Origin of the sequence: Pseudoalteromonas sp. R86517 (assembly GCF_042466295.1) — a bacterium.
GTDB classification, from domain to species: Bacteria; Pseudomonadota; Gammaproteobacteria; order Enterobacterales; family Alteromonadaceae; genus Pseudoalteromonas; species Pseudoalteromonas atlantica.
On sequence record NZ_JAXHCB010000003.1, the window covers coordinates 512,312 to 537,848 of the forward strand.

Genomic DNA, 25,537 nt, shown 5'->3' on the forward strand with positions numbered 1-25,537 from the left:
ATAATTGAACGACTGTTCATTTAACGTTTTTAGTTGGAGTTATGGCAAAGAGCTCGACATTCAACCGCCAAGAAGTGATAGATAAGGCAACCAACCTTTATTGGAAGAAAGGCTTTCATGCAACCTCAATGCGAAATCTGCAAGACGCGGTAGATCTTCGCCCTGGTAGCATATACTCAGCATTTGGTAATAAAGATGGTTTATTTAAAGAAGCCTTAGCTAACTATGCTGATATGAGCCTCTCACTATTACAACAATGTAAAGACGAACATGATTCGCCACTTGATGCACTAAAAGCCTTTATGAAGTTAATAATAGTCGAGTCACAAAATAGTGCTCCAAATGGCATTTGTATGTTGTCAAAAACTATTTCAGAATTAACTGATGAGAATCAAGATTTAATTGATGTAACTAAAGCGCATCTAGTTAATATTTCCTCAGCATTGGTCAGGTTAATTGAAGAAGCGCAGTCATTAGGTGAAGTAAATAAGAATAAAAATGCTGAAGATCTCGCGACCCATATACAAATCCAAATTACAGGTTTGCGTACTTTTGCCAAAATCAATAACAACAAAAATAAGGTTAGCGCCATGATAGACGATATTTTTACACATCACCCTTTTTAATAGATGCTAAGGTGTTCGTCATAGAGATCTGAAGGATCAAATCTTGACTGCATATAGCACTTGTTAGCCACTCAACAACATAAAATGGTGATAATAAATGGTAAGGTATTTTAGTGTGTCGGATGGCGCTTCGCTTATCCGACCTACGTTTATGTATACTTGGAAGCTCAAGCTAATACCCCCAAATTATTAATTCACTTTAACACCCTACATTTAACAGCAAAGCCATTTACACATTTGAGCGCGTTGATTCTATAAACCCTTTTACATAATCAAGCTGTAAGTCGTCATCGCGTACGCCTACATTAACGCTTTTTTGCAGCCCTTTATTACCTATGCTGATACCTTTTATACCTAAACGGCTTTCGTGCGACGACACTAGCCACTCGGGTAATGCTGCTACACCCCGATTGGCAGATACTAATTGCAACATCATCTCAGTGCTTTCTATAGGTACTCTGCGTTTGGGTTGCACGTTAGCGGGGTCTAAAAATCGGGTATATACATCTAAGCGGTTGTAGCCTACGGGCACGGTGTAAAGTACTTGGTCTTCGAGGTCTCGCGCTGTAACAAACGCTTTGTTGTATAACGGGTTTTGCTCGCTCACTACAATACATAAATTGTAGTTAAACACCGACCTAAAGTTTAAGCCCTCTGTATTGATGGGGTCGGGGGTTATTAGCACATCAATTTCGTTGGCTTTTAGTGCTGCAATGCCATCAAATCTAAAGGCACTTTTTATTTCTACGTCTACCTCTGGCCATGCTTTTAAAAATTGCTGAATTTTACCCATTAGCCATTGCTCACACGGGTGGCACTCCATGCCTATGCGCATTATTCCTCGCCGGCCTTGGGCAAATTCTTGCAATACGCGCTCGGCATATTCAAACTCGGCGACCATTTTGTCTGCAAGCGAAAGTAAATAAAGCCCCGCCTGAGAATACACCAGTGTATTGCCTTTACGGTGCCACAGTTTTACGCCAAATCGACGCTCTAATTTAGCAATAGTATGGCTCACAGCCGACTGGCTTAAGTTTAAACTCTCGGCCGCGGCGGTCACGCTTTTAAGGCGGTTAACCTCTTTAATGATGTGTAGATGATTACGTTCAAGCATTATGATTTATATTCATTCCAAAACAAGTTTTTACCATTAGTGTTCATAATGGTGTTTTGGTAATATTATCACATTACATAACCAAGTCTACGCGCTTTGCTATTTATGCTAGGTATATTCAACAGCAAAGCGCCTACCAATTTACGTATCGTCGGGAGACACAACACATGATCAACGACTCTATCTATACTTTTATATTAATAGGTATAGGGGGCACAATAGTGTTAGATATTTACGCGGGGCTACTCGCTAAGTTTTTTGATTTACCCGCCACAAATTGGCGATTAGTTGGGCGCTGGGTAGGCCATATGAAGTCGGGGCAATTTTATCAGCCTGCACTACCTAAGGCCGAAAAAATACCGGGTGAGCTTGCCATTGGTTGGGTTGTACATTACCTAATTGGCATAACGTACGGTTTAATATTAATGGTGTGTGTAAACACCAAATGGCTTGATTTACCAACCATACTACCTACATTACTTGTTTCGTGGTTTGGCATAGTTGCCCCCTTTTTTATAATGATGCCAGGCATGGGGGCGGGTATCGCAGGTGCAAAAACACCTAACCCCACAGTTACGCGCATAAAAAGCTTTGCAGGGCACACAGTGTTTGGCTTAGGCATGTTTTTAACCGCACTGGTTTTAGCATAATTTTAAGTAGGAAAGCAGTACATGAACATTTTAAATTTAAGCACCTATTCTACGCATATTAAAATAGTGGGCTTAATAGCTATTGTTATTTCAATTGCTGCGTGGAGCACTGATTTATTAGGCTTTGTGTATGCCTGCCCCTATTGTAGAGTGCAGCGCTCTGTAATTGGGCTATTAGGTTTATTATTAATAACGCCCGCGGTTACACACTGGATAGGCAAATATTTTGCTTTAGTAATTGGTTTTTTTGGCGCAACAGTGGCCGCCAATCAGCACTTTATGGGCTGGAAAAAAATATCAGCAGGCACCTTTGAATTTAAAGATAACCTGTTAGTTGACCCATTTATTTTATCGGCCTTTGCACTAACAGGTATTATTGGGCTCACTTATTTAGCAGTAACAGCCGCAAAGTTACCTGCTAAAACGGTTTAATATTCCTTAAAATTAGCGGTCTACTTATCAATGAGTTAACGGCTAATTTTAATAACGGCTAACATGTCGTCTTCATCGAGGCCAACTTCCTCAAACCCAAAACTTGAATAAAAATCTTTAGCTATTGGGTTTTGCGGGTTATAACAAATCTCGATTTGTTCAAGCTTAGAAATCGTTTTAATCTCTTCAATTGCCATAGCCAGTGCTTTGCGCCCAATGCCTTTATTTTGATAATACCAACTCCATTAAGTATGTGCTCTAAATTTTACGCCGAAAAAACAATTCAGTTCTAGGCGGAAATTGATGTAAATGGTTGTTCCCTTTACGAAATTTAAAACAAAGAAATGGGTTGTTTTAGCAAGTAAAATAGATCAGCTATTTATTGGAGTTGGTATAAGTTTGATCTACCATAAAGCGCCAAATAGAAACCTTTTTAGGGGTTTCTTGTACCCACATAAAAAAGCCAACTGGCAGAGCATTTAGGTAAATCGCTTTACAGGTATACCCGCTATTATAGTGCGCCTCAACTAACGACCACATATTACACGCTACGTATTCTTCTTGCGTTTTAGTAACATCCAATTCGCATATGGCTTCATAGTTATCGGCGGTGATGTCTTCCAGTGACAGATTCATGTTTTTCCTTTAGAGCAACTTTGTGCAATTAGTAAGCTATCAGTGTATGTACCTATAATCAATCAAATGAAGATATTGATTTTTATACACCCAATATTAGCCAAATTAATAATCTACAAGTCTATTTAAAACAAAAAGGCCGCAATAATAAATACTGCGGCCTTTGTTTTTAGCTAAGTACTTTTTAAGCTAAGTGCTATTTAGTAAGCGCCTGCGCTGTAAATAAGCTCGTAGCTGTGGCTGTAAATCTCAAGGATGTTACCAAACGGGTCTTCCATGTAGATCATGCGGTACGGCTTTTCGCCAGGGTAGTAGTAACGTGGCTCTGGCATACGTTTTTTACCACCTGCAGCAACAATGCGATCCGCTAAGCCTTCTACATCTGGGTCTTGTACACAAAAATGGAAGATACCGGTTTTCCAGTATTCAAAGTTGTCTTTAGGGTTTTCTTGGTCTTTAAATTCAAAAATTTCTACACCAATACGGTCGCCTGTTGAAAGGTGCGCTATTTTAAATTTTTCCCAATTTGGACCAAATACATCGGTGCACATTTCGCCAATGGGGCTGTTATCTTCAGTGATCACGGTAGGCTCCATTATGGTGTACCAGCCCATCACCTTAGTGTAAAACTCTACGGCTTTTTCAACATCTGGTACTGAAATACCAATGTGCGAAAAACTACGTGGATATGTATGACTCATAATGCTTCCTCTTTAACTGTGATTAGTTGATGGAGTTAGTTTACGAACCCGTACTTATTAAGTAAAATTATCATTAATCATCATTTTGAGTACGTTTTGTAATGATAAACCCGACATGGTTAAACACGTTTTGTACGTTGGTTGAGGTAAATCATTTTACCCAAACCGCCGAACGCTTATTTATGACCCAATCAGGCGTAAGCCAGCATATTAAAAAGCTAGAGCAGCAAGTAAACTGCGCGCTATTAGAGCGCCACGGCAAACAATTTACCCTTACCGTGCATGGGCAAAACCTGTATCAGCAAGGCAGTTTGTTATTAAAAGAATGGCAATTTTTAGAACAACAATTAAAAGATGACTCGCCCTACAGCGGCCTAGTAAAAATACAATCGCCTGGTAGTTGTGGGCTACAATTTTATAGCCAATTATTAGCATTACAGGCTGAGCATACCGAGCTTAATATTGATTATCGCTTTGCACCTAATACCAGTGTAGAGCAAGCTGTAGCAAACCACAGTGCCGACATAGGCTTTTTAACCCAAGCCCCCACGCTTAGCGAAGTTACCAGCCACAAAATTGGCCAAGAAGCTTTATTATTAGTAACCCCCGCACATATTAAAAACCCAACATGGGAGGTTTTATGTGAGCTTGGCTTTATTGGCCACCCCGATGCAAAACACCACGCGCAGCTATTACTTAGCGAAAACTACAGCGAGTTTGAGCATGTTGATCAAATTAAGCGCACGGGGTTTTCTAACCAAATAAGTTTAATACTCGAGCCGGTAAGTTTAGGGCTAGGTTTTACTGTTTTACCTGCCTATGCGGTGGGCGCATTTAATAAACCAGCGCTTATAAAAACGCACCATTTAGCTAATCCAATCAGCGAAAATATTTATGTGTGTCATCATCGTAACAGGCCAATGGCAAAGCGCATGCACACGGTAATTGAGGCGATAAAAGCGGGGGAATAATTTTTTAAAAAGGCAGTACAGCCAGCTTTAATTTACTGTACTGCCTTTTTGGGTTTTAGCGTGTTTAAACCTTAGACATATAGGCGCTTACATACGCCTTATTTTTAAATACCAACCATAAAGTAAGCGCTATAAGGCCAATACTTAGCTGAATAACACCTAAGTTTTTAATTAATGTTTCTGCATTAAGCGATACAAGCGCCATGCCTATTGCGCCTGCAATCATAGAGCAAAACTGAATAACGGCCACAGCAGAGCCCGTGTCCGTTGTTTGTTGCTCTAACATTAAATTAGTACCGGGCACGCGGGTAATAATAACGGTTAGGGTGGCTATTGCTGCTAATGCACCAAATACCCAAGGCGATAAACCACCTATAAAAATGGTACTTATACCGCATGCTGTTAGGGTTAAAAAACTCGCAGTAATTATTTTTTTTAGCGATACACGTTTAGAAAGCCGCATATAAATTGTTGGCCCAAACGAGGCGCACACAGCATTCGCTGCAAAGGCGTAACTAAAAGTTTGTTCAGACAAACCAAAACCGTTGATATATACATAAGAGCCCGCCGCTAAAAACGACATTAACGCCATAGGCACAATAGTAAAAACAGCCAATAGCGATAAAAATGGCGGGTTTTTAACTACTACAGCTAATCGCCCCCACGACTGAAAAACAGAGCCGGCGTAGCGTGTATGTAAGGTTTCGCGGTAAAAAAAGGTAAATAACATAGCCACCGAGCCAAACACGGCTAAAGCAGCAAACATCATATGCCAATTAGCAATTTTTAATAGCAATGCGCCCAGCACAGGCGCCACCATAGGGGCAATAATAACCAGCGACATAATAGTGGCGATAATTTTTTCTCGCTCGCGGCCATCGTACAAATCTTTTACTATTGCCGTGGCTACAACCGTTACTGCACTTCCGCCAAAGGCTTGTAATAAACGCGCGCCTATAAGCATTTCTACAAAATTAGATAACGCACAAAGCACACTGCCTATTACGTATATTCCAAGGCCCATAAGCAAAATAGGTTTACGGCCAAATTTTTCACTTAGTGGGCCCCAAAACAATAATCCTATGGCGTAGGCTGCAAAGTATACGCTAAGTGTTAAGTTAACCATGGCTTGGTTAGTATTTAGTTTCTCTACCATAGTAGGTAAAGCAGGAAGATATAAATCGGTAGTTAAAGGGGGAAATGCACTAATAATTACTAAAAAAATTAACGTGCCAGTTTTGCCTAATACAGGCTGCTCTACTTTCAAACTAAACTCCAAAAAAAACAAAGTAACTGACTAATACACAATCTTGCTTATAAATAACGTGGTAAATGCAAAGCACGACTGCACTCATTACCTACTTAATAGACTCCTTTTGTATGCTCCACGTTATAAGTAGATTTTATATACTCTTAGCCCATGTGTATATTGCTCATTTTTTATGTTCGTTTTTTATGGCTGGCTATTACTTTACCAGTTATAGCCAGCGAGTTTAATTTATGCTGTGCGCTTAGGCTTTTGCTTAATAGCGAGTATGGTTTGCTTAGCTTGCAAATACACTTTGTGCACTGCAAAGGTTAATAAGCTCATAAGTACCATTAAGCACAACGTTGGCCAAAGCGACTGGGTATGATAACCAAACACGCCCATAAGCCAGCAAATTAGCACCCATTGAATAATGTAAAGGGCCGTTACATGTTTGCTCGCATATAAAAGAGCGCGTGTAATAGGGCCATTAAATTTATTGGCAATGGCATATTCTATTAAGGCTAATGCACATAAATTTAAGCCAATTAAATAAATAATACCGCCGCCATTTAAGTGAAAAAAGTTACCAAACTGGCCTTTAAAATCAATAAATAACCACACTGAACCAATCACTAATAATGCGGCCCCTAACTTTGCACACACATTAAATAAATACGCTGCATTATGCTGGCTATTTATATATACACGCCCAAGCACGTAGCCGGTTAATATAGCGCTTACCCACGGAAATACCGGAAAATAAACTTGGTAGTTATTAGCAAAAAACAAATCGCTAATGTAAGGCGAAAGCGCAAACTGCTGCCCCCTAACAAACTGGCTTACAAGTGCAATAGCCACGGCTAAACATGCAATCCATGTGGTTTTCCAGCGGGCAATATTAAGCGCACCAAACAGCACTAAACTCACCCCTGCAAGTTGTAAAATATCACCAGTTAACACCATAAATTGTAACTGCCCAGCACTGAGCGGGCTTTGCCAGCCATAGGCATTTATAAATGCCTCGGGCATGGTATTAAATACCTCAATGGGTAGCCAAAATTTTGCCGCATTCATTAAATAAGCAAGGAGTAAAAGCTGTATACCACGCTTAATTAATAACATGGGGGTTTGCCTGCGCGAAAGCGCCATAGACAGCCCCATTGCCACCAAAAACGAGGCGGTGCCTTTGCCAAGTATATGAATAACAGCACCAAATAGGCTCTCACTTTGAAGCGTTGTGCTCGAGTACATCCATAAAGTGTGTACCAAAATCATAATAAAAACGCTCGCACCTCGGGCAAGGTCTATCGTTTTAAGACGTGTGTTCATTGGTTTTAATATCCTTTTTAGGGCAGGTTTGGCATTTGCTGTAACCAGCTAAATAATAACGACAGCACGTTAAGCGACCGGCCGTTAATTTAAATGGGGTGTTTAAATTAAAGTGATTGCTGATTAAATTGTGTAGCTGCTGATGGCAATGTGTAGTGTGATCAGCGCTTGCTAAATTTAAGCTATGGGCGCGCTCAAATGCGCTGTTAAGGGTGTCGATTAATAAGCGTCCTTGCTCTTTTTTACCCAGCGCATAATCGGTATTTATCCACTTTCCTACACAGCTAATAAACTCAATAAGTGCATTGTTTTGCTCAGCTTTACTTAATATAGGCGCACCGCTGAGGTTAAACCCTCGGCTATAAGCGCCATTAATTTTAAGCTGTAATTGCGTGGGGTTTTGTGCATTTTGTTTAGAAGTATGCCAATAACAATAGGCATACATAGTTTGCCAACAAAGCTGCAAATATAAATGCCGACTAATAAATTGCCCAGGCGCATGTGGGTAGTGCGCCTTGCAATGAATCGCTAATGTGCGCACTAAATCTAAGCTTGGTTGAGCCGCAGTAGCTGGCTCACTTGGGCAAAATAAAAAGTGCGCAAGGGTTACAGGCTTAGCCATACAGCTTTGCCGATACTGGGTTATTTAAACTTCCGGCAAACTGTAAACTGCCTGCTGGGTCGGTTAAATCAACCATTTGTTTATTATTGCCAAGCTGCAAGCGGTTTAAGCAAGAGTGTGCAAATTCATCACTAAAAAAGTCATACTCTTTAAAACGCGCATTTAAGGCAGGGTTAGCCTGTTGATACGCTTTAACACTTTGCGCAACGCCGTGCCAAAAGTCGTGCTCGGTAATGCGCTCTTCTCTTACTAAAATAGCCACTAGGTATCTAAAAAAGCAGTCAAATACATCGGTAAATATGCTCAGTAATTCAAGCTCTTTTGGCATAGCAATATGAATACGCGAAACCTCATCAGGTAAAGGTTCAGTGCTATTAAGCAGCGCGACTTCTTCGCCTATGTCTTTCATGTAGGCGCCTACAGGGACTGAATTTTTAAGCTTTAAAATAAGGTTTTCGCCGTGCGGCATAAACACTAATTTATGGGCATAAAAACAATGCACTAACGGGATAAGATAGGCGTTAAAATAGTGTTGCAGCCAAGCGTGAGTGCTTAAACCACTTTGATCTATTAATGCACCTGCCATACTTTTACCGTTGTTATCTAGGTGCAGTAGTGCGGCCATGGTGGTGAGCTGCTCATTATTTTGTAAGTTATGGTTTGGGTTTTCGCGCCATAAACAGGCAAACATTTTACGGTACGGTGTATCGCCCAACGCGCTTTGCTCAAAGGTATGATGCGCATACCCTAAGGTGGCGTACTCTCTTAGTGCAGTAAAATTGCACGCGCTAAGCGTGGGGTCGTAGTTTACTTTATTAAATACCCAATCATTTATAGCCGGGGTTACCGCCATATAAGCGCGCGAAAGCCCGCGCATAAAGCCCATATTTAAAATAGACAGCGCCACTTTTAAATACGGCTTATGCGGGTGTGAGCAGTTATATAACGTGCGAATAGATTGTTGCGCTTGATATAAATCGTCGCCTTCACCTAAGTAAACTAAGCGGTTATTAGCAAACTCGTTGGCAAACACCACACTTAATTTATGTTGGTATTGCCACGGGTGCGCTGGTATTAATAGGTAGTCGTCGGGGTTTAGGTTTTGCGCTTTTAGCGCTTTGGTAAACGCATCACGGGTGGTTAAATCAAGCTCACCACTAATATGGCTTGGGTAATCACTAAAGTATTCACTATAAGCAAAATCACATACTGTTTTATGCGCCGCTAACCACAATACTTTAAACGGTTTACCCACCTCTGGCGCATAGCGTAAAAAGTCGGTTTTGCTAAAACCAATACGGCCATTATTAGCCACAAACGCAGGGTGGCCTTCGCTCATTGCGGCCTCTATTTGTTGTAGCCCTAATTGCGCTAGTTCGGCTGCGCTAAGGGTGTTGTTTTCGCGTTTATAACAGGCACTGGCAAGTGTGGCGTTAAGCTCTTCAAGGTAGGTGGCTAAACGCTCGCCAGTTAAACCCAGCGCAGGGCCTTGCACACTAAAAAAGTGCAGTACATCAAGCTCTACTTGCTCGTTGTTAAGGTTATAAAAGCATAAGCTTGGCTCGTCTATATCTATGTGGTTAAGCGCCATAGCACGGCCATTAAATATAAAATAACCCCCTTCAATATTTACTTTAAAACCTTGTGGGGTTTGCTCTGCAACCAATAAGCGCTCGTGTACCAGCTCGCTAATGGCTTTACTTTGTAAGTGCCTGTTTGCCCATTGCCAGTGGTCAAACTTTATATAGTCGGTGTTTATTGGCGTTTGCGCTTTGTGATGTAAATTAACGTGCGTTTCAAACGCAGCTTTATTACAAAACCCAAGGTAGGCGTTTTTATCACCAAGGTTTATTTGCTTAGTATGCACAAAACCTAAACGCTTATTTAAGGTATGAATTTTACTATTGGCAATATCGGGCTCTACTACTACGCGTGCATCGGCATTATGAGTAAAAATACTGTGCAATACGCACTGCATTATTTCAAAACTAAAATGGCGTTTAGGCTGTGTATTTGGGGCAAGTAAAATATGCATGCCGGTATCGTTTGGCAGTACCTCATAGGCAGCTGCGAGTAGTTTGTCGTGCTTTGGGCTGTAAAGCTCAACTAAGGCAAGCAGCTCATTATTTTGCTCAATAACATAGGCATGATGGTGCGGGTTGTTAATTATATCTTGGTAGGCGCTGCACATTTGCTCGGGGGTGTGTTTACTCATACCCCAAAAATGGGCGTAAGGTAGTGTAAGCCACTGGCAAATTATGGGCATATCGCTTTGCTGTAGTAACCGCATAGTCACATTACCTGTGTGTTGTAACGTGGTTACAAAAGATGAAAAATACATAAAAACTCCTAAATCTTTTTAATTATTAAGTGGCTGTGTGTGCAGCTTGGCTAACAAATTTAACGCGCCATAGCAAAATAGCGCCAAGGCTTGCAAAGCCAATGGCAGCAAAGTAAAAAGGCACGGTGGTATTAAAATATTCCACACTCATACCCACTAATAACGACGCTAAAATAACGCCAATATTTTGCGCAACATGCACTTTGGCAAAATCACTGCCGTAGTGAGCAGGCTCGCTTTTAGCAAATAGCATCACTTCTAATAAAACCATGACCTGAAATAGCGCTATACCGTATAAAACGCGAGAGCTGACAACTAACCACACCGACTCTTGCGCCTGTAAATAAAGCCCAATAGCGCCAAAAATAAGAGCACACAACAATGTACTGGTGCGGCTAAGCGTAGGAAAAGGTAAGTGCTGCCGAAAGTGGTTAAACAACAGCATAAGTAGGGCTGCAAAAGCAGGAATGGCGTACACAAGCGCACTTTGGAATGCACTGCTTTGTGCGCTCATTCCTTGCCAATGGGTAGTAAAAAACGGCCTAATTAAAAACGCACTAAAGTAAACAACCACGCTTATAAAGCAAAATTGCCAAATAAAATACGGTGTACGAGTACGTGGTTTTTCGCTTTCAATCGCGTGCTGATAAATACCTAACTTTAAGCTCACCATTAAATAGGCGCACAGCAGCACTTGTATTACATCGCCCGCAGCACTTAATAACAATGCATAACGCGGTGTATTTATACTAAAAAAGTACCCGCCCACTAACGCGCCGCCAATAGCACCAAAGTGCATAAGTACCGAAAACAAGCCAATAATAGAAAGGTGCTTACTTTGCTGCTCTAAACGCAGTGCAAACGGGTAAATAAGCAGGTAACTGGCTTTAAGCACCAACATAAGCTGATAATAAAACCAAAACTCCCACACGTTAGTTGCAAAATAACAAAGCAAACCAAAGCAGGCAGCAATCACTTGCGTTACAAGCCAAAGAGCCAGCTCGTGGTATTTTTTGGCAACCTTTGCCCACAGTGGCAGCGCGAGCATAACGGTAATACAACAGTTAGCTACAAACACGCCAATAAGTGTGGGGTTACTTACAGAAAATTCGCTGGCAAAAAATTGCGGATAAAACGGCAGTAATAAGGTGTCGCACACTACCGAAATAACCGTAAGCAAAATAAGCGCTAAACGTAAACTCATGCGGCGTTACTCTTTTGCTGTGAATGGGTTTCTACATCGCTTAAATCAAAACACTGAAAAGCAATTTTTTGCTCAACCTGATACGGCGCATAACCGAGTATTTCGCGCAAAATTATACTGTTGCGATAACACGCCATGCCTAAATCGGGGGTTACAAAACCATGGGTGTGCTGCTCTGCATTTTGTACAAATATACGTTTTTGTTCGCTATCTATTGCATACTCGCGGCTAACTAAGTAGCGGCCTTGCTCATCTTCTGGGAGTTGCTGTGCAATGGGGTTTAAAAAAGCAGGGCGCTTGTATTTAAAGCCCGTGGCACAAATTAAGTAATCGGTTTTTATTTCAAAGGCTTCATTTAGCTCTTGATGATAAAACTCAGTGACTAAGCGACCAGCACTTTTACGTGTATTGGTAAGCTTGCTGTTAGTTTTAAATGTGGTAGAAATGGGCCCATCTAGGCTTTGCGCGTAAAGGGTGTCAAAAATGTCATTAATTAAATCGCCATTAATGCCTTTAAATAAGTTTTTTTGATTTTGATTAAGCCAATCTCGTTGCTCAGTTTTTAAATTATAAAAGTAATCTACATACTCAGGAGAGGTCATTTCAAGGGTGAGTTTAGTGTATTCCAGCGGAAAATAACGCGGCGAACGCGCAATCCAATCTAGTTGCAAACCGTTTGGCACAGCTTGTTGTAATAAGGTGTGATAAATTTCAGCCGCACTTTGCCCAGCCCCTACAACCGTAACGCGTTTAGCCGCTTTTAGCTCATCAAGGCGGTGGCAAAAATCGCTACTGTGCAGTACGTTATTAGAATTACTTTGCACTGCGCAATCAGGAATATATGGGGCAGGGCCGGTGCCAAGCACTAAGTGGCGCGTAACATAGTGCTGCTCCCCATTTGGGGTTTTACAGGTAACAGTATAGCACTCACTTTGCTGGCAAAACTTAACCAGAGTTACACTTTGCTCAAAGCTTACGTTGCTAAGCTGCGAGCACACCCACTGGCAATAGAGATTGTATTCTTTACGCAGTAAAAAAAAGCTCTCGCGAATATAAAATGGGTATAAGCGATTATTAAGCTTGGCATAATTTAAAAAACTGTACTTACTGGTAGGGTCTGCAAGAGTCACCAAGTCAGACATAAACGGCGTTTGTAAAGTAACACCTTCTAGCATCATTCCGGGGTGCCAATCAAATTGGCTACGCTGCTCTAAAAATAAGCTTTTCACGCCCTCCAGTGGCTCACTTAAACACGCTAACGATAAATTAAACGGGCCAAGGCCAATGGCTATAAAGTCATAAGGTTGGTTACTCATTATTTTTGCTCCTTATACGTTTGCCACGCAATAGTGCTAATTTGTTCAAGCACGGCGCGCACATCGCTCAATTGGCACTGGGCATTAAGTAACGTAAATTTAAGGTAATGACGGCCGTTAATTTTGGTGCGCGCAATCATGGCTTCACCAGTATTTAAGAATGTTTGGCGTACGTGCAGGTTTAGGGTGTCGAGTAAATCGGGGTTATGTTTTAGCTCCTCTGGTGCAAAGCGAAATACCAATGCGCTAAGTTCTGGGTAATTTATAACTTCAAAATCTGGGTGGTCGTTAAGTACAATGTGGGTTTGACGAGCAAGACCAATTACTTTATCAAACGCTCGACCAAGTGGCGCTTCACCCATGGTGCGCAGTGTTAACCAAAGCTTTAGGGCATCAAAACGGCGTGTGGTCTGTAAGCTTTTATCAACTAAATTTGGCGTACCATTGCCGGCCTCAGCAAGCGGGTTTAGATAGTCGGCGTAAAGGGTAATATGGCTAAAGTGGCGTTTGTCACTTAATAAAAAAGCACTGCAGCTAACCGGTTGCATAAACGATTTATGGTAATCAATGGTAATTGAATCTACTTGTTCTATGCCGTTTAAAGCACTTCGGTGATGCTCGCTTACCAATAATCCGCCGCCGTATGCGCCATCAACATGGCACCAAAGCTGCTCTTTTTTAGCAAGTTTTGCTATGTCTTCAACAGGGTCAATTGAGCCAAAATCGGTTGTACCTGCGGTAATTACCACAGCGATAGGTAATTCGCCCTTAGCTTTAGAATCCGCAATTGCGTGGTTAAGTGCGTCCATATCCATTTGCATTTTATTGTTTGTAGCCACGGGCACTACCGCGTTATAACCAAGGCCCAGTAATGCCGCTGCCTTTTGAATACTAAAATGCGCAACCTTAGAGCAATAAATACGAAAACGTGAGGCTACTTCAGGCAAGCCTTGCAGTTTTACTTCATGATTAGGTGCATAGCGGCTCACTGCGACTTCGCGAGCAACAAGCATAGCCATTAAGTTCGATTGCGTACCACCACTGGTAAAAACGCCATCGGCAGTGCTTGGCAGCTTTGCTTTTTCACAGCTCCAATCTATTAATTTTTGTTCAATAAGGGTCGCGCCAGCGCTTTGATCCCAGGTGTCTACCGACGTATTGATTGCGCCAATGATGTGCTCTGCTACAACCGCAGGGTACGTAACGGGGCAATTTAAATGCGCCATATAACGCGGATGATGAAAATACACAGCGTGATCTAAATACACACTTTTAAGCTCGTTTAATACTGCAGGAAAATCAGCAAGAGGTTTGGCTAAATCGACATCATTTACAGTGGCGGCAAGCGTATTAACAGACACGCCAGAAAACGGCTTTTGCGCTTTAGCCATAGCTTGTTGTACAGCCGAAAGCCCTTGCAACGACGCTATTTGGTAGTTAATAAACTGATCGAGATTAAATTGAGGAGGTAACCCGTTTTGCTCAAATATTGCTTTATTTTCGACAGGGCTGAGCTGCGCCGATTGTAATTGTGACATATTCGCTCCTTGGTTGTACTTGTATTGGGGTTGAGGATCTTAATAGTAACAATTTGCATTTACAATAATGATTAAGGGTTAGATATAGGTTTATTTTCACAATTAGGAGTGACTGATTAGTTATAAGGAATTACTTTTAAAACTAACAAAGTGTATAAAATGAGCTATGAGAAGGTGCCAAAATGCGTGCTAAATAATGACAGTTTGTAAAATAGTGCGATAGTTAAAATATAAGAGTTGAGAAATGGGAGGAGGTAGCAAAAAGCGAACGTATTATAAGTGGGCAGTACCACTATAAGAAGTAAGCCCCCTTTACAACTCGGTTAAACCTTAAGTGCTAAAGAGGGATATAAAAGTAAAAATGCAGCTTAATTGATATCTTCAAGCTTATTTTTTAAATCCACTAGATCGGTGGCTACGGTGGTTGGCTGAATTTCCCACGGATCAAAAATAGAATCCTCAGAGCGTTTTATCCATGCTCCGCGCATACCATGTGAAATAGCGCCGGTAATATCAAACGGGTTACTCGAAATAAGCCACGTGTTTGCGCCCGTTGAATTGGTCTCGCGTAAGAAATGGCTGTAAACACCTGGGTTTGGCTTAAATGTTTTCATATCGTCGGCACTTACTACACCTTCAAAAAGCTCACTAATACCTGCAGTTTCGAGCAATTTATTAACCGCGTCCGCAGCGCCATTAGAAAATGCAAACAATCGGTAATTTTGCGCTTTAAGTTGCTCAAGGCCTTTTTTAACATCGTCAAAGGCGGGTAAAATTTTATACTGCTCAAGCAATTGCTGCTTTTGATCATCACTGAGCTGCGTTTTATGCGCTAAACACGCGTAATCGAGGGCATGTTTTGTACATAATGAAAACGGAATATAGTTTTGCATTAACCCACGCCTAAACGAATACTCTAATTGTTTTTCGCGCCATGTATTTGAAAATTTTTGCGCGGTATCGCCTATCATATCTTCAAGTAAAGATAGCACGCCGTGAGTGTTTATAAGCGTACCGTATACGTCAAATGCGAGTGTGGTTGCCATGTTTGCTCCCAATAAATTTAAGATACTTGTAAGTTAATCGTTTTGAGCTTAACTTACTTTGAACGATTGCTCAAATTAATAAAGTTTACAACACGATTGCAGCGCCTATTATTTAAAAACGATACAAATTAAAGGACTAAATAACATAGTATGAAAATATATTTTTTAATTTATGACAAAGCTGAAGAGCTGGATTTAGTTGGTTCTTGGGAACTAATAGGCCTGCTGGCAGAAAAGGGGCTATGTGAAAAACCCAAATTAATATCGCTAAATTCTATGACTCCCTCAGGTGAGCACGGCATGCGTTTTAGTGCCGATTATCATTTTACTGACCCAGTGCAGCCCGATGTATTATTTGTACCTGGCGGTAGTGGTGCACGTATAGCAATGGAAGACCTTGACGTTATTAATTACCTTAAAAAAACAGCTGAAAACTGCCACAGTGTTTTATCTATTTGCACTGGTATGTATTTAATGCAAAAAGCGGGGCTATTTAAGCATAAAAAAGTAACCACCCACTGGGCTTTTTTAGAGCACCTTAAAAAAGATAACACTGTAACCGTAGTTGAAGATCGCTTTGTAAAAGATGGCAATATTTGGTCTTGTGCGGGTGTTTCAGCAGGTATGGATATGTGCCTTGCTTTTATTGCTGATTATTTTGGTGAAGATGTTGCCTCTACCATACAGTTAGACGCAGAATACTACCCGTCACCAATTATTTATGGTGACGCGCATAAAAATAGCGCCACACCTAATTACATTGAAAAGCTGCGTTAAAGCCCACTTTATAACTTTATGTTGGACTTTACTGCTCTTAACCCAACATACGCTTTGTAAACCCCCATTACACTTTGATTAAAAAAACACAAGGTGCTTGCACTGTACTGATTAAAATTAATAAAACTTATAGGTATCAAGCGCTAAAATATCCATTTCAATATCACTAAAGAGTTTTTCAACTTGCTTGCCGCCTGCGCCCATAGCAGCAAAGAGTGGTAAAAAATGCTCTTGGGTAGGGTGGTTAAATAACACATGGGGTGCATCGGCTAAGTAATTTAAAAGTGCGGGCGTGTCTTGCGCTAAAAGCGCGTGCTCAACCCATTGGGTAAACGCTTTTACCCTTTGTACACGGTTAGGTGTAGCAGGGGTTTTAAACACTTCTCGTAGGTTGTGGCTAATGCCGCCAGAGCCAATAATTAATATATTATCATCGCGAAGTGGGGCAAGTAACTGCCCATATTCATACATGGTTTTTGCGCCTAATTGAGTATTTATAGACACTTGTACAATAGGAATATTTGCCTGCGGGTACATTAAGCGCAGTGGTATCCATACACCATGATCCCAGCCTTGGCGTTCATCAAGTATTGCTGTAATGCCTTTATTTTTAAATAGCGTTGCAATATTACCCGCAAGCTCAGGATGACCTGGAGCTGGGTATTTAATGTTATACATATGCGCAGGAAAATTGTAAAAGTCGTGAATGGTTTCAGGCGCACGCCCTGCGGTTATTACAATGTTATGAGCCGCTTCATCGTGGGCCATATCAAAGTGCGCCGAAAATATAACAATAGCGCGTGGGGTGTTGAGTGACTTGCCAAGCGCTTTTAAAAAGTCAGACGTTGGCGATTGCTGTACGGCCATAATAGGTGAACCGTGAGAGATAAATAGTGCAGGTTGAGCCATGGTAATACCTAAGGGTTTTATTAATATACCCTCATTTTATTGGCTTTTATTTTGTTAATAAATAAAGCGCCCATTGAGATATTATAAATACAGTATTGTTAAACTGATTTTTATTTGCCCCTACGTTAAAAAGCCGATGCGTAAACATCGGCTTTTAAATTAACACTAAATAAGCAATCAGGCGTGTTAGTAGTTAATTGCACCACCATCAACGTTAATACATTGCCCGGTCATAAAATCGCTGTCTTCGCTGGCTAAAAAGTAAATAGGGCCAAGTAAGTCTTCAGGATCCATTGCACGTTTAATTACTCGTGAGCCTAGTGTGCTATTTTTAGCTTTATCAAACTGTGCGTTATTTTTAACGCCTTCGCTTTCGGTTAAGCCAACTAATAGGCAGTTAACTAAAATATTATCGTTAGCAAGCTCAGTGGCCAACGCACGTGTTTGCCCAACAACCGCGCCTTTAGATGCCACATAATGGCAAAACATAGGTGCACCGCGTAAAAATGTACCCGATGCAATGTTAATGATTTTACCACGACCTAATTTACGCATGCTAGGCAACACTGCTTTGGTACACTGAAAAGGCCCGCGTGCATTTACGCGCATAACTAAATCCCATTCGTCTTCAGATATTTCCCAAAATGGCTTAAGCTCAAGCGCAGCAAATATAGCGGCATTGTTAACTAATATTTCAACCGGGCCAAATTCAGCTTCGGTTTGTTTTACCATGGCATCTAACGATTCACTATTCGTTACATCTACTTTGCAGCCTATTGCTTGGCCGCCAGCGGCAATAATTTCAGCTACGGCTGCGCTTGGGTCGGCTAAATCAGCAAGCACAACTTTAGCGCCTTGTTGAGCTAAACCTTTTGCATAAGCAGCGCCAATACCTTGTGCAGCACCAGTAACGATGGCTACTTTGTTGTTTAATCTTTTCATGGCTTTATCTCTTAGTCATTAATAAAAATATAAGCGTGCTTATTCACGTACAGCGATACTGCATTATTAATAAACCCGACTTGGCGTTAGAATGGATAAAAAGAAGCGTGATTGCTGCAGTAGCACGTATTAACTCCATTTTGTTGTAAATAAATAGTTATTTACGCAAAAAAATGTGTTTATAACGCTATAAAAACTCACTAACTGTGCAAAAATGCGATGTGTGGACTTTAACTGTTTTTATAAACATAATTAATACGATCTTTATTTAAAAATTATAAACAAGGCATTGCTAATAATGGATAAGCTAACCACCATGAAGACTTTTGTAAGTGTTGTACAAGAGGGGTCTTTTTCTAAAGCTGCCGATAAGCTCGACATATCGCCGCAACTTGTGAGCAAGTATGTGTCTGCGCTAGAAGAGGGGCTTGCTACCCGATTACTGCACCGCACCACGCGCAAAGTAAGCACTACCGAGGCGGGAGATCACTATTTTACCCGCTGCTTACAGGTGCTAGACGATATAGACGACATGGAAAATTCGCTCGATAACCTAAACGAAAATGTCTCTGGTGTGCTCAGTATTAGTGCCCCTATGTCGTTTGGGGTAAAGCACTTAGCACCGCTATTGGTTGAGTTTCAAAAGCGCTATCCAAATTTAAAATTAGATCTAAACCTTACCGACCAGTTTGTTGATATTGTTGAGCAAGGTATTGATATAGCGCTGCGCATTGGGGTTTTAAAAAGCTCATCACTTATTGCTAAAAAAATAGCGCCTATTAGGTTAGCGGTGTTTGCCTCTCCTTCTTATTTAGCGCAGCACGGCACGCCTACTACCTTAGAAGAGCTGCAATCGCATAACTATTTACGCTACGCACACACCGAGCCTACCAAAAAGCTACGTGGAACGAACGAGCTTAAAAACGAGTTAAAGCTTGAAAGTAACCTAGTTGCTAACAATGGCGACCTGCTACTCAATGCCGCTATAGCAGGTGGCGGTATTGCCATGCAGCCAACATTTATAGCTGGTGAGGCGCTGGCACAGGGTAAAGTAGTACGTATATTAAAAGACTACGAGCCTGAGCCAATAGGGCTTTATATGGTGTACGCAAACAGGCAGTTTTTACCCAGTAAAGTGCGCGCGTTTGTTGATTTTGCGAGCAATTATTACACCGATACACCTTATTGGGATTTAGGAGAGTGAGATGTCAATCACCAACCAATTAGCGTTATTTGTTGATGTAGTACAGCAAGGCTCATTTGCAAAAGCCGCGGCCCTGCACGATATGGACAACTCATCGCTTTCAAAGCAAATTAAAAAGCTAGAAAGCAGTTTAGGTATTCAGTTACTTAATCGCTCTACGCGCTCGTTTTCGCTTACCTCCGCAGGGGAGGAAATACTCCAGCAAGCGCATATTTTAATTGATACGCTCAGTGATATTCATAGCATTGCAGACTCCTACCAAGCAAAACCTAAAGGTATTTTGCGCATTACCTCGGGCATGTTTTTTGGGCAGCAGTATGTGCAGCCTGCCATTAATTTATTTATGCAAAAATACCCTGAGGTAAAAATAACCCTCATGCTTGATGATAAGCGCAACGATATTATTGCCGATCATTACGATTTAGCATTTAGAATTGGCAAATTGAATGACTCCAATCTAATGGCAAAAAAAATATCTGACATGCACTTTGCTTTGGTTGCTTCTAATGACTTTATTGCACGCCATGGTATGCCAAGCACACCCGAAGAACTTATCGCCTTACCTGCGGTGGTTTATGGCAATGGCGATGTAAGCCTAGATCAAATTAAATTAAGCTCTCAGCCACATGGTGATGAATACAAAACTCACAAAATGAAAGGCAACTATAAGGTAAGCGATGTACGCGCCATGCTTGATGCCACAAAAGCGGGCTTAGGGTATGTGATGCTAGATTTATTTAACCTAGAAAAACCCATAGACGAAATGGGGCTAGTGCCGCTATTAACTAATTATAAGCTCAGCGCATCGGGCACCGGTATTTATGCGCTGTATCCTCACCGTAAACAAACACCACTGGTGAGCGAATTTATAAAAACTGTACAAGAGTATATTGGCAGCCCTGCATTTTGGGTAAAGCATATTCCTAATTACAATCAGTTATATAAATAATAGCCACAAAAAAGCCCCGTTAGGGGCTTGGGTATACTCAAAAAAACCATATTAGCTAAAGGCCTTAAAAGCCTTCTAACACCACTTTACCTTTAGCGGTTTGCGATTCAAGGTGCTGATGCGCTTTGCGTAAATTGGCTGCGTTAATTTTACCTAAGTGCTCACCTACCGTGGTTTTAATTTGCCCTTGGTCAATCATAGTGGCTACGTTGTTTAAAATAACGTGTTGCTCTTGCATGTCGTCGGTTTTAAATAACGAGCGAGTAAACATAAGCTCCCAGTGTACCGACACGCTTTTGTTTTTAAATGGCACAATATTAAGTGTTTCAGGGTCATCAATAAGGGCAAATTGACCTTGTGGCTTCACTACTTTTTCAATTTCAGGTAAGTGCTGCTCTGTATTGTTTAAGCTTACTACGTAATCCACTTCGCTTAAGTTTTTAGCTGCAAATTCTTCACTTAACGGGTTACGGTGATTAACAATGGTATCGGCACCTAAATCTTCTAACCACGAAATTGTTTCAGCACGAGAAGCACTAGCAATAATATTTAATTTAGTACGCTGCTTTAACAGCTGCACCATTATTGAGCCCACCCCACCGGCGGCACCAATAACTAAAATGCTTTTAGAATCATCATTTTTAGCTACGTTTAAACGGTCAAACAATAATTCCCACGCAGTAATGCTGGTAAGCGGCAATGCTGCGGCTTCGCCATACGAAAGCGAGCTTGGTATATAGCCAACAATACGCTCGTCAACTAACTGAAACTGCGCGTTACTGCCTGAGCGCGTAATGTCGCCTGCGTACCATACTTTGTCGCCTGGCTTAAAAAGCGATACGTTTTCGCCAACCGATTTAACAACCCCAGTTGCATCCCAACCAATTACTTTATACTCGCCCTCAGCTGCTGGCATTGCTTGGCGAATTTTAAAATCAACCGGGTTAACCGATACCGCTTTAACTTCTACTAAAATATCGTGGCCGTGTGCTGTTGGCGTTTCAAGTTCAATGTCTTGTAATGATAATTCGTTTTCGATAGGTAAACTTTTTTGATATCCAATTGCTTTCATGGGAGTTGCCTCGTTAGCTAGTTAATACTCTGTGTTGATGACGCTATTTTGGCCTTATCAAGAGTATTAAAAAAGAGACAAAACACCCAATTATTATGGAAATAAAATTCCATAATAAAACAGGTAAATAATTAAAATTTCATTGCACATAGCTGTTATCGTTTTAAATTAATAATACCTTATTAACTGTAACGGGGGTTTACAGTTAGGTTATATTTAGCTCAGTTAATTTATTCCACACACTTTCGCCACCGGGGTGCAAAGCCGCATGATACCTATACGCATAGTAAGTTATTGGCACGCAATGGTGCTCACTCCCTACAACTACCAAGGTATTATTTTTAAGCTCGTTTGATATAACGTAGTCGAGCAGCCAGGCAATACCATTGCCCGCTACAGCGTGCACTTTTAAAAGCTCAGTCATGGATGAAACAAACACCTTTTTAAGCTTAGCGCCCGATATAATAGGCTCTAACTGCCGACCCATGTAGGAGTCGAGGCTGTAGGCTAAATGCGGTATAGGCGCTGCGCTTTCTAGGTTATATAAGGCTTTGCCTTGCTCGTCACAGGCGCTAACAGGTAACAACTTAGCATTACCTATTTTTTGATGACTAAACGGCGGCAGTTTAAGGCGTTCGTTATCAAAGGCAATAAGTAAGTCGCATTCACCTTGCTCTAGCGCTTCGGTGGCTTTATCTACGTCTATAGCCTCTAAATTAAGTACAATGTCGCGCTCATCTTGCGTTTGAAAGTTAGCGAGTTGTAAGGTTAAAAAACTCGCTAAAGAATGTGCGGCCGCTACCTTTACAGAATAATTTTGCTGCACCGATAACTCCTCAAGCATACTAACCGAGGTATTCATTTGGTTAACTAAATTACGCGCCGTTATATGAAATATTTTACCGCTTGGGGTAAGGGTAATAGGCAAGTTTTCTCGGTCGATTAGGGCTGCGCCAAGGGCGTCTTCAAGGGCTTTTATACGCCGACTAAATGCAGGTTGCGTAATATGCCTAAGCTTTGCCGCTTGCGAAAAGCTTTTTGTGTGCGAGAGCGTTAAAAAATCTTCTAACCATTTACTTTCAATATTCATAGCGACCACTTAGTTATGCAATTTGTGCATGGGTGGTAAAATAATAGCATTATTCAAACTAAATAAAACACTATAAATTACGCCTATAAACTCAATAACCGGAATGCAATCATGCTTAGAACTCTTGGCGTATTAGGTGGAATGGGGCCTTTAGCTACCGCCTCATTTATGAATCAGGTAATTGCGCTATCGCCCGCTAAAAATGATCAAGAGCATATACCTATGTTTATAAGGAATATCCCGCAAATTCCTGACAGAACAAAGTTTTTAATGGGTCTTGAAGATGAAAACCCATTTTTTGAGCTTAAAAAAGGCTTTAAAGAGCTAACAAGTTTAGGTGTAAGTTGTATTGTTATTCCGTGTAATACCGCGCATTACTGGTACGACGCGCTCACTAAAAATGCCGATGTACACACCATTAGCATTGTAAAAAGCGTTATAAAACAAGTAAAAGCCACGGGCAAACAAAAGGTTGGTATTTTAGCCACTACCGCTACGCTTAATATGGGCATTTACCAAAATGCGTTTAAGCAGCACAATATTGATTTTGTTGAACCAAACACTCAACAACAAGCAGCCATAATGGATGGGATAACCGCCGTAAAAGCGGGCGATTTAAATAAAGGTCGCCACTTGTTAAGCAAGGCATACGACTTAATGCTTGCTCAAGGTGCTGACTGCGTGTTGTTTGGCTGTACCGAAATACCGCTTGTGTTAAATGAACAAGCCAAACACTCGCCAGACACCTGCCTAGATACCATCGCTATTTTAGCGCAAGAGTGCGTTAACTGGGCATATGCAAGCGCCCATCAATCAACGCTTTCAAGTGTGGCATAGAAAATATCAGTTTAAACTAGAGCTAATTAATTTAGCTCTTTTGCAAAGCGTTTTCGATAGCGCTTTGTAAGCTTTGCAGCGCGTATTTGGTCACTTATTAAAGTAAAAATAGCCGAGGCATTTGCTTTAACGCGTTTGCCTTGGCCCACTCGGCGAATTTGCCTTTTTACCAGCGCCATAGTGGCAAGCCCTGCAAGGGTTTTGTCTTTAAAGGTAACACGCGGCATAAGCAGGTTTTGCGTTGGCTGTGCTTGCCAGCTATTAACTAAATCTGGCTGATAGGCCAGTGCTGTGGCCATACCAACGAGCGCTACGCCTGAGCTAATTACTTTATTTGCCACATCTAACCGGCTAATACCACCGGTGGTCATAATGGGTATGGTTGATTGCTCACTAATTGCTTTGGCAAATTCCAAAAAGTACGCCACACGCGCAAGCGTACGTTCATCACCCGTTGTTCCTTGCATTGCGGGTGCTTCGTAACTGCCGCCTGAAAGCTCTACAAAATCAAGCTTTAATGCACTAAGCATATTAACAACTGCTTGCGCATCACGCGGCTCAAAGCCGCCGCGCTGAAAATCGGCTGAGTTTAACTTAACCGATACCGAAAAACCGGCGCTGCATTGCGCTTTAATACTGCGTGTTATTTCAAGTAATAATCGCGCGCGATTCTCAAGGCTACCGCCCCATTCGTCATCACGCTTATTAGTTAGTGGAGATAAAAACTGCGCTAATAAATAGCCATGTGCAGCGTGTATTTGCACGCCATTAAAACCTGCTTTTTCGGCCTGTTGCGCTGTATGGGTAAAACGAGCGATAACATCACTAATCTCGCTCTTATCCATAGCTGTTGGCTGGGCAAATAAGTGAGAGTGCTTACCCATATTAAGCGCAATATCAGAGGCACTTAGCGCTTTACCGCCCATTTTTTTAAATACTTGGCGGCCAGGATGATTTATTTGCATCACAATTTTACAGTCGTTTTGCTGCCCTAAACGAGCAAGCTCTGCAAAAGGCGCTATATCGGTTTGCTGCTCAAGGGCAAGGCCGCCTGGCCCTGTCATTGCAAGGTGGTCAACCATAACATTGCCGGTAATAATTAACCCGCAACCACCTTTGGCCCATTCATTGTATACATTTTTAAGCACTTGCGATGGCGTTAGGTCGGCCTCTGCAAGGTTCTCTTCCATAGCGGCTTTTACTACTCGGTTTTTAAGCGTTAAACCGCTTGGTAGGGTAAAGGGCGTAAATACAGCAGATTGTTCAAACTCAGACATACATATAAACCATAAATTGACATTACAGGCACTATAACCTTAAAGTCAGCTTTAAGGTCAACCCGCTTTTTTTATAGTAGAGGCAATAATGAAAATAGGTGAACTAGCTAAGCACTCAGGTATTGCAGCAAGCACCATACGGTATTACGAAAGTATAGGGCTGCTGCCACACGGTACGCGAAATAATAACGGGTATAGGCAATACGACAAAGCCAGTGTAGAGCAGCTTAAAATGATTAAGTTTGCACAAAGTTTAGGGTTTTCGCTTGAAGAAATCCCCTCCCTGCGTAAGCCTAATGAGGAGCTAGATCACAACGCCATTATTGAGCGCCTCACTCAAAAACAACATGAAGCTAATGCACTAATTGAGCAGCTACAGCGTAAGTCAGAGCGTATTGGTAATTTAATTACACTGCTTAATGCAAGTTGGTCTAATGGAGAGTGTATTGGCGATGAAAAAATAAATGAGTTATTGAATGAGGTGGAGTATTAAAGGCGTAAGCGAGTACATGTGAGCTTTAGTTGTATTAGTTTTGCGGCGCTTTACCATGAAAATTGATATAAAGCTTTTTTAAGTTGGCAGGCACTAGAGGCCAACCAACCGCAATAGTATGAGAACTTGCGCCCAAAAATAATGTTTCTACGTAATATACGTCTATGTATTCAATTACTTTTGCCTCAGCGTTTGCTAGCTTTTCAGCCATA

25 protein-coding genes and 2 pseudogenes are annotated in these 25,537 nt (G+C 41.4%); 9 read left to right on the top strand and 18 right to left on the bottom strand.

Annotation, left to right across the window (positions count from 1 at the left end; translation table 11 throughout):
• Positions 1–41 precede the first annotated feature (41 nt).
• A complete protein-coding gene (locus SJY38_RS19005) occupies positions 42–626 on the top strand; it encodes a TetR/AcrR family transcriptional regulator (protein WP_377110594.1) in 585 nt (194 codons plus the stop codon).
• A gap of 229 nt (positions 627–855) precedes the next feature.
• Here the strand turns inward: SJY38_RS19005 and SJY38_RS19010 are convergent, their stop codons facing one another.
• Positions 856–1,740 carry a LysR family transcriptional regulator gene (locus SJY38_RS19010; RefSeq protein ID WP_377110595.1) on the bottom strand — a complete coding sequence of 295 codons (885 nt, stop codon included), beginning with the start codon at positions 1,738–1,740 and terminating at the stop codon, positions 856–858.
• A gap of 167 nt (positions 1,741–1,907) precedes the next feature.
• On the opposite strand from SJY38_RS19010, the gene SJY38_RS19015 reads away from it, so the two are divergent.
• Both SJY38_RS19015 and SJY38_RS19020 read left to right on the top strand, forming a co-directional pair.
• Entirely contained in the window at positions 1,908–2,390 is a 483-nt protein-coding gene (locus tag SJY38_RS19015; protein ID WP_377110596.1) for a DUF2938 domain-containing protein, read from the top strand.
• Between the two features lie 21 nt (positions 2,391–2,411).
• Positions 2,412–2,822, top strand: a complete 411-nt coding sequence (locus tag SJY38_RS19020) for a hypothetical protein (protein WP_248532920.1) — start codon at positions 2,412–2,414, stop codon at positions 2,820–2,822.
• Between the two features lie 35 nt (positions 2,823–2,857).
• Here the strand turns inward: SJY38_RS19020 and SJY38_RS19025 are convergent.
• The 3 genes and pseudogenes from SJY38_RS19025 to SJY38_RS19035 form a co-directional block, all read right to left on the bottom strand.
• Positions 2,858–3,043 (bottom strand): annotated as a pseudogene (locus SJY38_RS19025) (GNAT family N-acetyltransferase); the annotation flags it as partial.
• 166 nt (positions 3,044–3,209) lie between these two features.
• Positions 3,210–3,458, bottom strand: a pseudogene (locus tag SJY38_RS19030) (GNAT family N-acetyltransferase); the annotation flags it as partial.
• Between the two features lie 200 nt (positions 3,459–3,658).
• Positions 3,659–4,159 carry a lactoylglutathione lyase family protein gene (locus SJY38_RS19035; RefSeq protein WP_008130525.1) on the bottom strand — a complete coding sequence of 167 codons (501 nt, stop codon included), beginning with the start codon at positions 4,157–4,159 and terminating at the stop codon, positions 3,659–3,661.
• A 101-nt stretch (positions 4,160–4,260) separates the two neighbouring features.
• On the opposite strand from SJY38_RS19035, the gene SJY38_RS19040 reads away from it, so the two are divergent.
• On the top strand, positions 4,261–5,130 hold the full coding sequence (locus SJY38_RS19040) for a LysR family transcriptional regulator (protein ID WP_055254265.1): 870 nt from the start codon (positions 4,261–4,263) through the stop codon (positions 5,128–5,130).
• A 64-nt stretch (positions 5,131–5,194) separates the two neighbouring features.
• Here SJY38_RS19040 and SJY38_RS19045 read toward each other — a convergent pair whose 3' ends face one another.
• The 8 genes from SJY38_RS19045 to SJY38_RS19080 form a co-directional block, all read right to left on the bottom strand.
• Complete coding sequence (locus tag SJY38_RS19045; protein ID WP_377110597.1) at positions 5,195–6,397, bottom strand: multidrug effflux MFS transporter; 1,203 nt, start codon at positions 6,395–6,397, stop codon at positions 5,195–5,197.
• 231 nt (positions 6,398–6,628) lie between these two features.
• Positions 6,629–7,708, bottom strand: coding sequence for a heparan-alpha-glucosaminide N-acetyltransferase domain-containing protein (locus SJY38_RS19050; protein ID WP_377110598.1), 1,080 nt, complete (start codon positions 7,706–7,708; stop codon positions 6,629–6,631).
• On the bottom strand, positions 7,692–8,330 hold the full coding sequence (locus SJY38_RS19055) for a hypothetical protein (protein ID WP_377110599.1): 639 nt from the start codon (positions 8,328–8,330) through the stop codon (positions 7,692–7,694). Before SJY38_RS19055 ends, SJY38_RS19050 begins: the two co-directional genes overlap by 17 nt.
• The gene (locus SJY38_RS19060; protein WP_377110600.1) at positions 8,323–10,671 is read right to left on the bottom strand and encodes a GNAT family N-acetyltransferase; all 2,349 of its coding nucleotides are present in this window, start codon (positions 10,669–10,671) and stop codon (positions 8,323–8,325) included. Before SJY38_RS19060 ends, SJY38_RS19055 begins: the two co-directional genes overlap by 8 nt.
• A gap of 25 nt (positions 10,672–10,696) precedes the next feature.
• Positions 10,697–11,875 carry an MFS transporter gene (locus SJY38_RS19065; protein ID WP_377110601.1) on the bottom strand — a complete coding sequence of 393 codons (1,179 nt, stop codon included), beginning with the start codon at positions 11,873–11,875 and terminating at the stop codon, positions 10,697–10,699.
• Entirely contained in the window at positions 11,872–13,191 is a 1,320-nt protein-coding gene (locus SJY38_RS19070) for a lysine N(6)-hydroxylase/L-ornithine N(5)-oxygenase family protein (protein ID WP_377110602.1), read from the bottom strand. Before SJY38_RS19070 ends, SJY38_RS19065 begins: the two co-directional genes overlap by 4 nt.
• The gene (locus SJY38_RS19075; RefSeq protein ID WP_377110603.1) at positions 13,191–14,729 is read right to left on the bottom strand and encodes a pyridoxal phosphate-dependent decarboxylase family protein; all 1,539 of its coding nucleotides are present in this window, start codon (positions 14,727–14,729) and stop codon (positions 13,191–13,193) included. The genes SJY38_RS19070 and SJY38_RS19075 overlap by 1 nt, the downstream gene beginning before the upstream one ends.
• Positions 14,730–15,097: 368 nt before the next feature.
• Positions 15,098–15,775, bottom strand: a complete 678-nt coding sequence (locus tag SJY38_RS19080) for a haloacid dehalogenase type II (protein WP_273611051.1) — start codon at positions 15,773–15,775, stop codon at positions 15,098–15,100.
• A 150-nt stretch (positions 15,776–15,925) separates the two neighbouring features.
• Between SJY38_RS19080 and SJY38_RS19085 the strand changes: the two genes are divergently transcribed.
• The gene (locus SJY38_RS19085; RefSeq protein ID WP_377110604.1) at positions 15,926–16,552 is read left to right on the top strand and encodes a DJ-1/PfpI family protein; all 627 of its coding nucleotides are present in this window, start codon (positions 15,926–15,928) and stop codon (positions 16,550–16,552) included.
• A 117-nt stretch (positions 16,553–16,669) separates the two neighbouring features.
• Here SJY38_RS19085 and SJY38_RS19090 read toward each other — a convergent pair whose 3' ends face one another.
• Together SJY38_RS19090 and SJY38_RS19095 are read right to left on the bottom strand one after the other, a co-directional pair.
• Positions 16,670–17,461, bottom strand: a complete 792-nt coding sequence (locus tag SJY38_RS19090; RefSeq protein WP_377110605.1) for a DODA-type extradiol aromatic ring-opening family dioxygenase — start codon at positions 17,459–17,461, stop codon at positions 16,670–16,672.
• A gap of 186 nt (positions 17,462–17,647) precedes the next feature.
• On the bottom strand, positions 17,648–18,403 hold the full coding sequence (locus SJY38_RS19095; RefSeq protein ID WP_377110606.1) for an SDR family NAD(P)-dependent oxidoreductase: 756 nt from the start codon (positions 18,401–18,403) through the stop codon (positions 17,648–17,650).
• Between the two features lie 298 nt (positions 18,404–18,701).
• On the opposite strand from SJY38_RS19095, the gene SJY38_RS19100 reads away from it, so the two are divergent.
• Positions 18,702–19,607: a LysR family transcriptional regulator gene (locus SJY38_RS19100; protein ID WP_377110607.1), complete on the top strand. Its 906-nt coding sequence runs from the start codon at positions 18,702–18,704 to the stop codon at positions 19,605–19,607.
• 1 nt (position 19,608) lies between these two features.
• Complete coding sequence (locus SJY38_RS19105) at positions 19,609–20,556, top strand: LysR substrate-binding domain-containing protein (RefSeq protein ID WP_377110608.1); 948 nt, start codon at positions 19,609–19,611, stop codon at positions 20,554–20,556.
• Between the two features lie 64 nt (positions 20,557–20,620).
• On the opposite strand, the gene SJY38_RS19110 is transcribed toward SJY38_RS19105, so the two are convergent.
• Both SJY38_RS19110 and SJY38_RS19115 read right to left on the bottom strand, forming a co-directional pair.
• Positions 20,621–21,628, bottom strand: coding sequence for a zinc-binding alcohol dehydrogenase family protein (locus SJY38_RS19110; RefSeq protein ID WP_377110609.1), 1,008 nt, complete (start codon positions 21,626–21,628; stop codon positions 20,621–20,623).
• 205 nt (positions 21,629–21,833) lie between these two features.
• The gene (locus SJY38_RS19115) at positions 21,834–22,718 is read right to left on the bottom strand and encodes a LysR family transcriptional regulator (protein ID WP_377110610.1); all 885 of its coding nucleotides are present in this window, start codon (positions 22,716–22,718) and stop codon (positions 21,834–21,836) included.
• 111 nt (positions 22,719–22,829) lie between these two features.
• Here SJY38_RS19115 and SJY38_RS19120 point away from each other — a divergent pair, with 111 nt between their 5' ends.
• Entirely contained in the window at positions 22,830–23,555 is a 726-nt protein-coding gene (locus tag SJY38_RS19120) for an aspartate/glutamate racemase family protein (RefSeq protein ID WP_377110611.1), read from the top strand.
• Between the two features lie 26 nt (positions 23,556–23,581).
• On the opposite strand, the gene SJY38_RS19125 is transcribed toward SJY38_RS19120, so the two are convergent.
• Positions 23,582–24,832 (bottom strand): NADH:flavin oxidoreductase/NADH oxidase family protein, encoded by a 1,251-nt coding sequence (locus SJY38_RS19125; RefSeq protein WP_377110612.1) that lies wholly within the window; start codon positions 24,830–24,832, stop codon positions 23,582–23,584.
• 88 nt (positions 24,833–24,920) lie between these two features.
• On the opposite strand from SJY38_RS19125, the gene SJY38_RS19130 reads away from it, so the two are divergent.
• Positions 24,921–25,325 carry a MerR family transcriptional regulator gene (locus SJY38_RS19130; protein ID WP_138685408.1) on the top strand — a complete coding sequence of 135 codons (405 nt, stop codon included), beginning with the start codon at positions 24,921–24,923 and terminating at the stop codon, positions 25,323–25,325.
• A 34-nt stretch (positions 25,326–25,359) separates the two neighbouring features.
• Here the strand turns inward: SJY38_RS19130 and SJY38_RS19135 are convergent, their stop codons facing one another.
• A complete protein-coding gene (locus SJY38_RS19135; protein ID WP_377110613.1) occupies positions 25,360–25,536 on the bottom strand; it encodes a hypothetical protein in 177 nt (58 codons plus the stop codon).
• Between the last annotated feature and the right edge of the window lies 1 nt (position 25,537).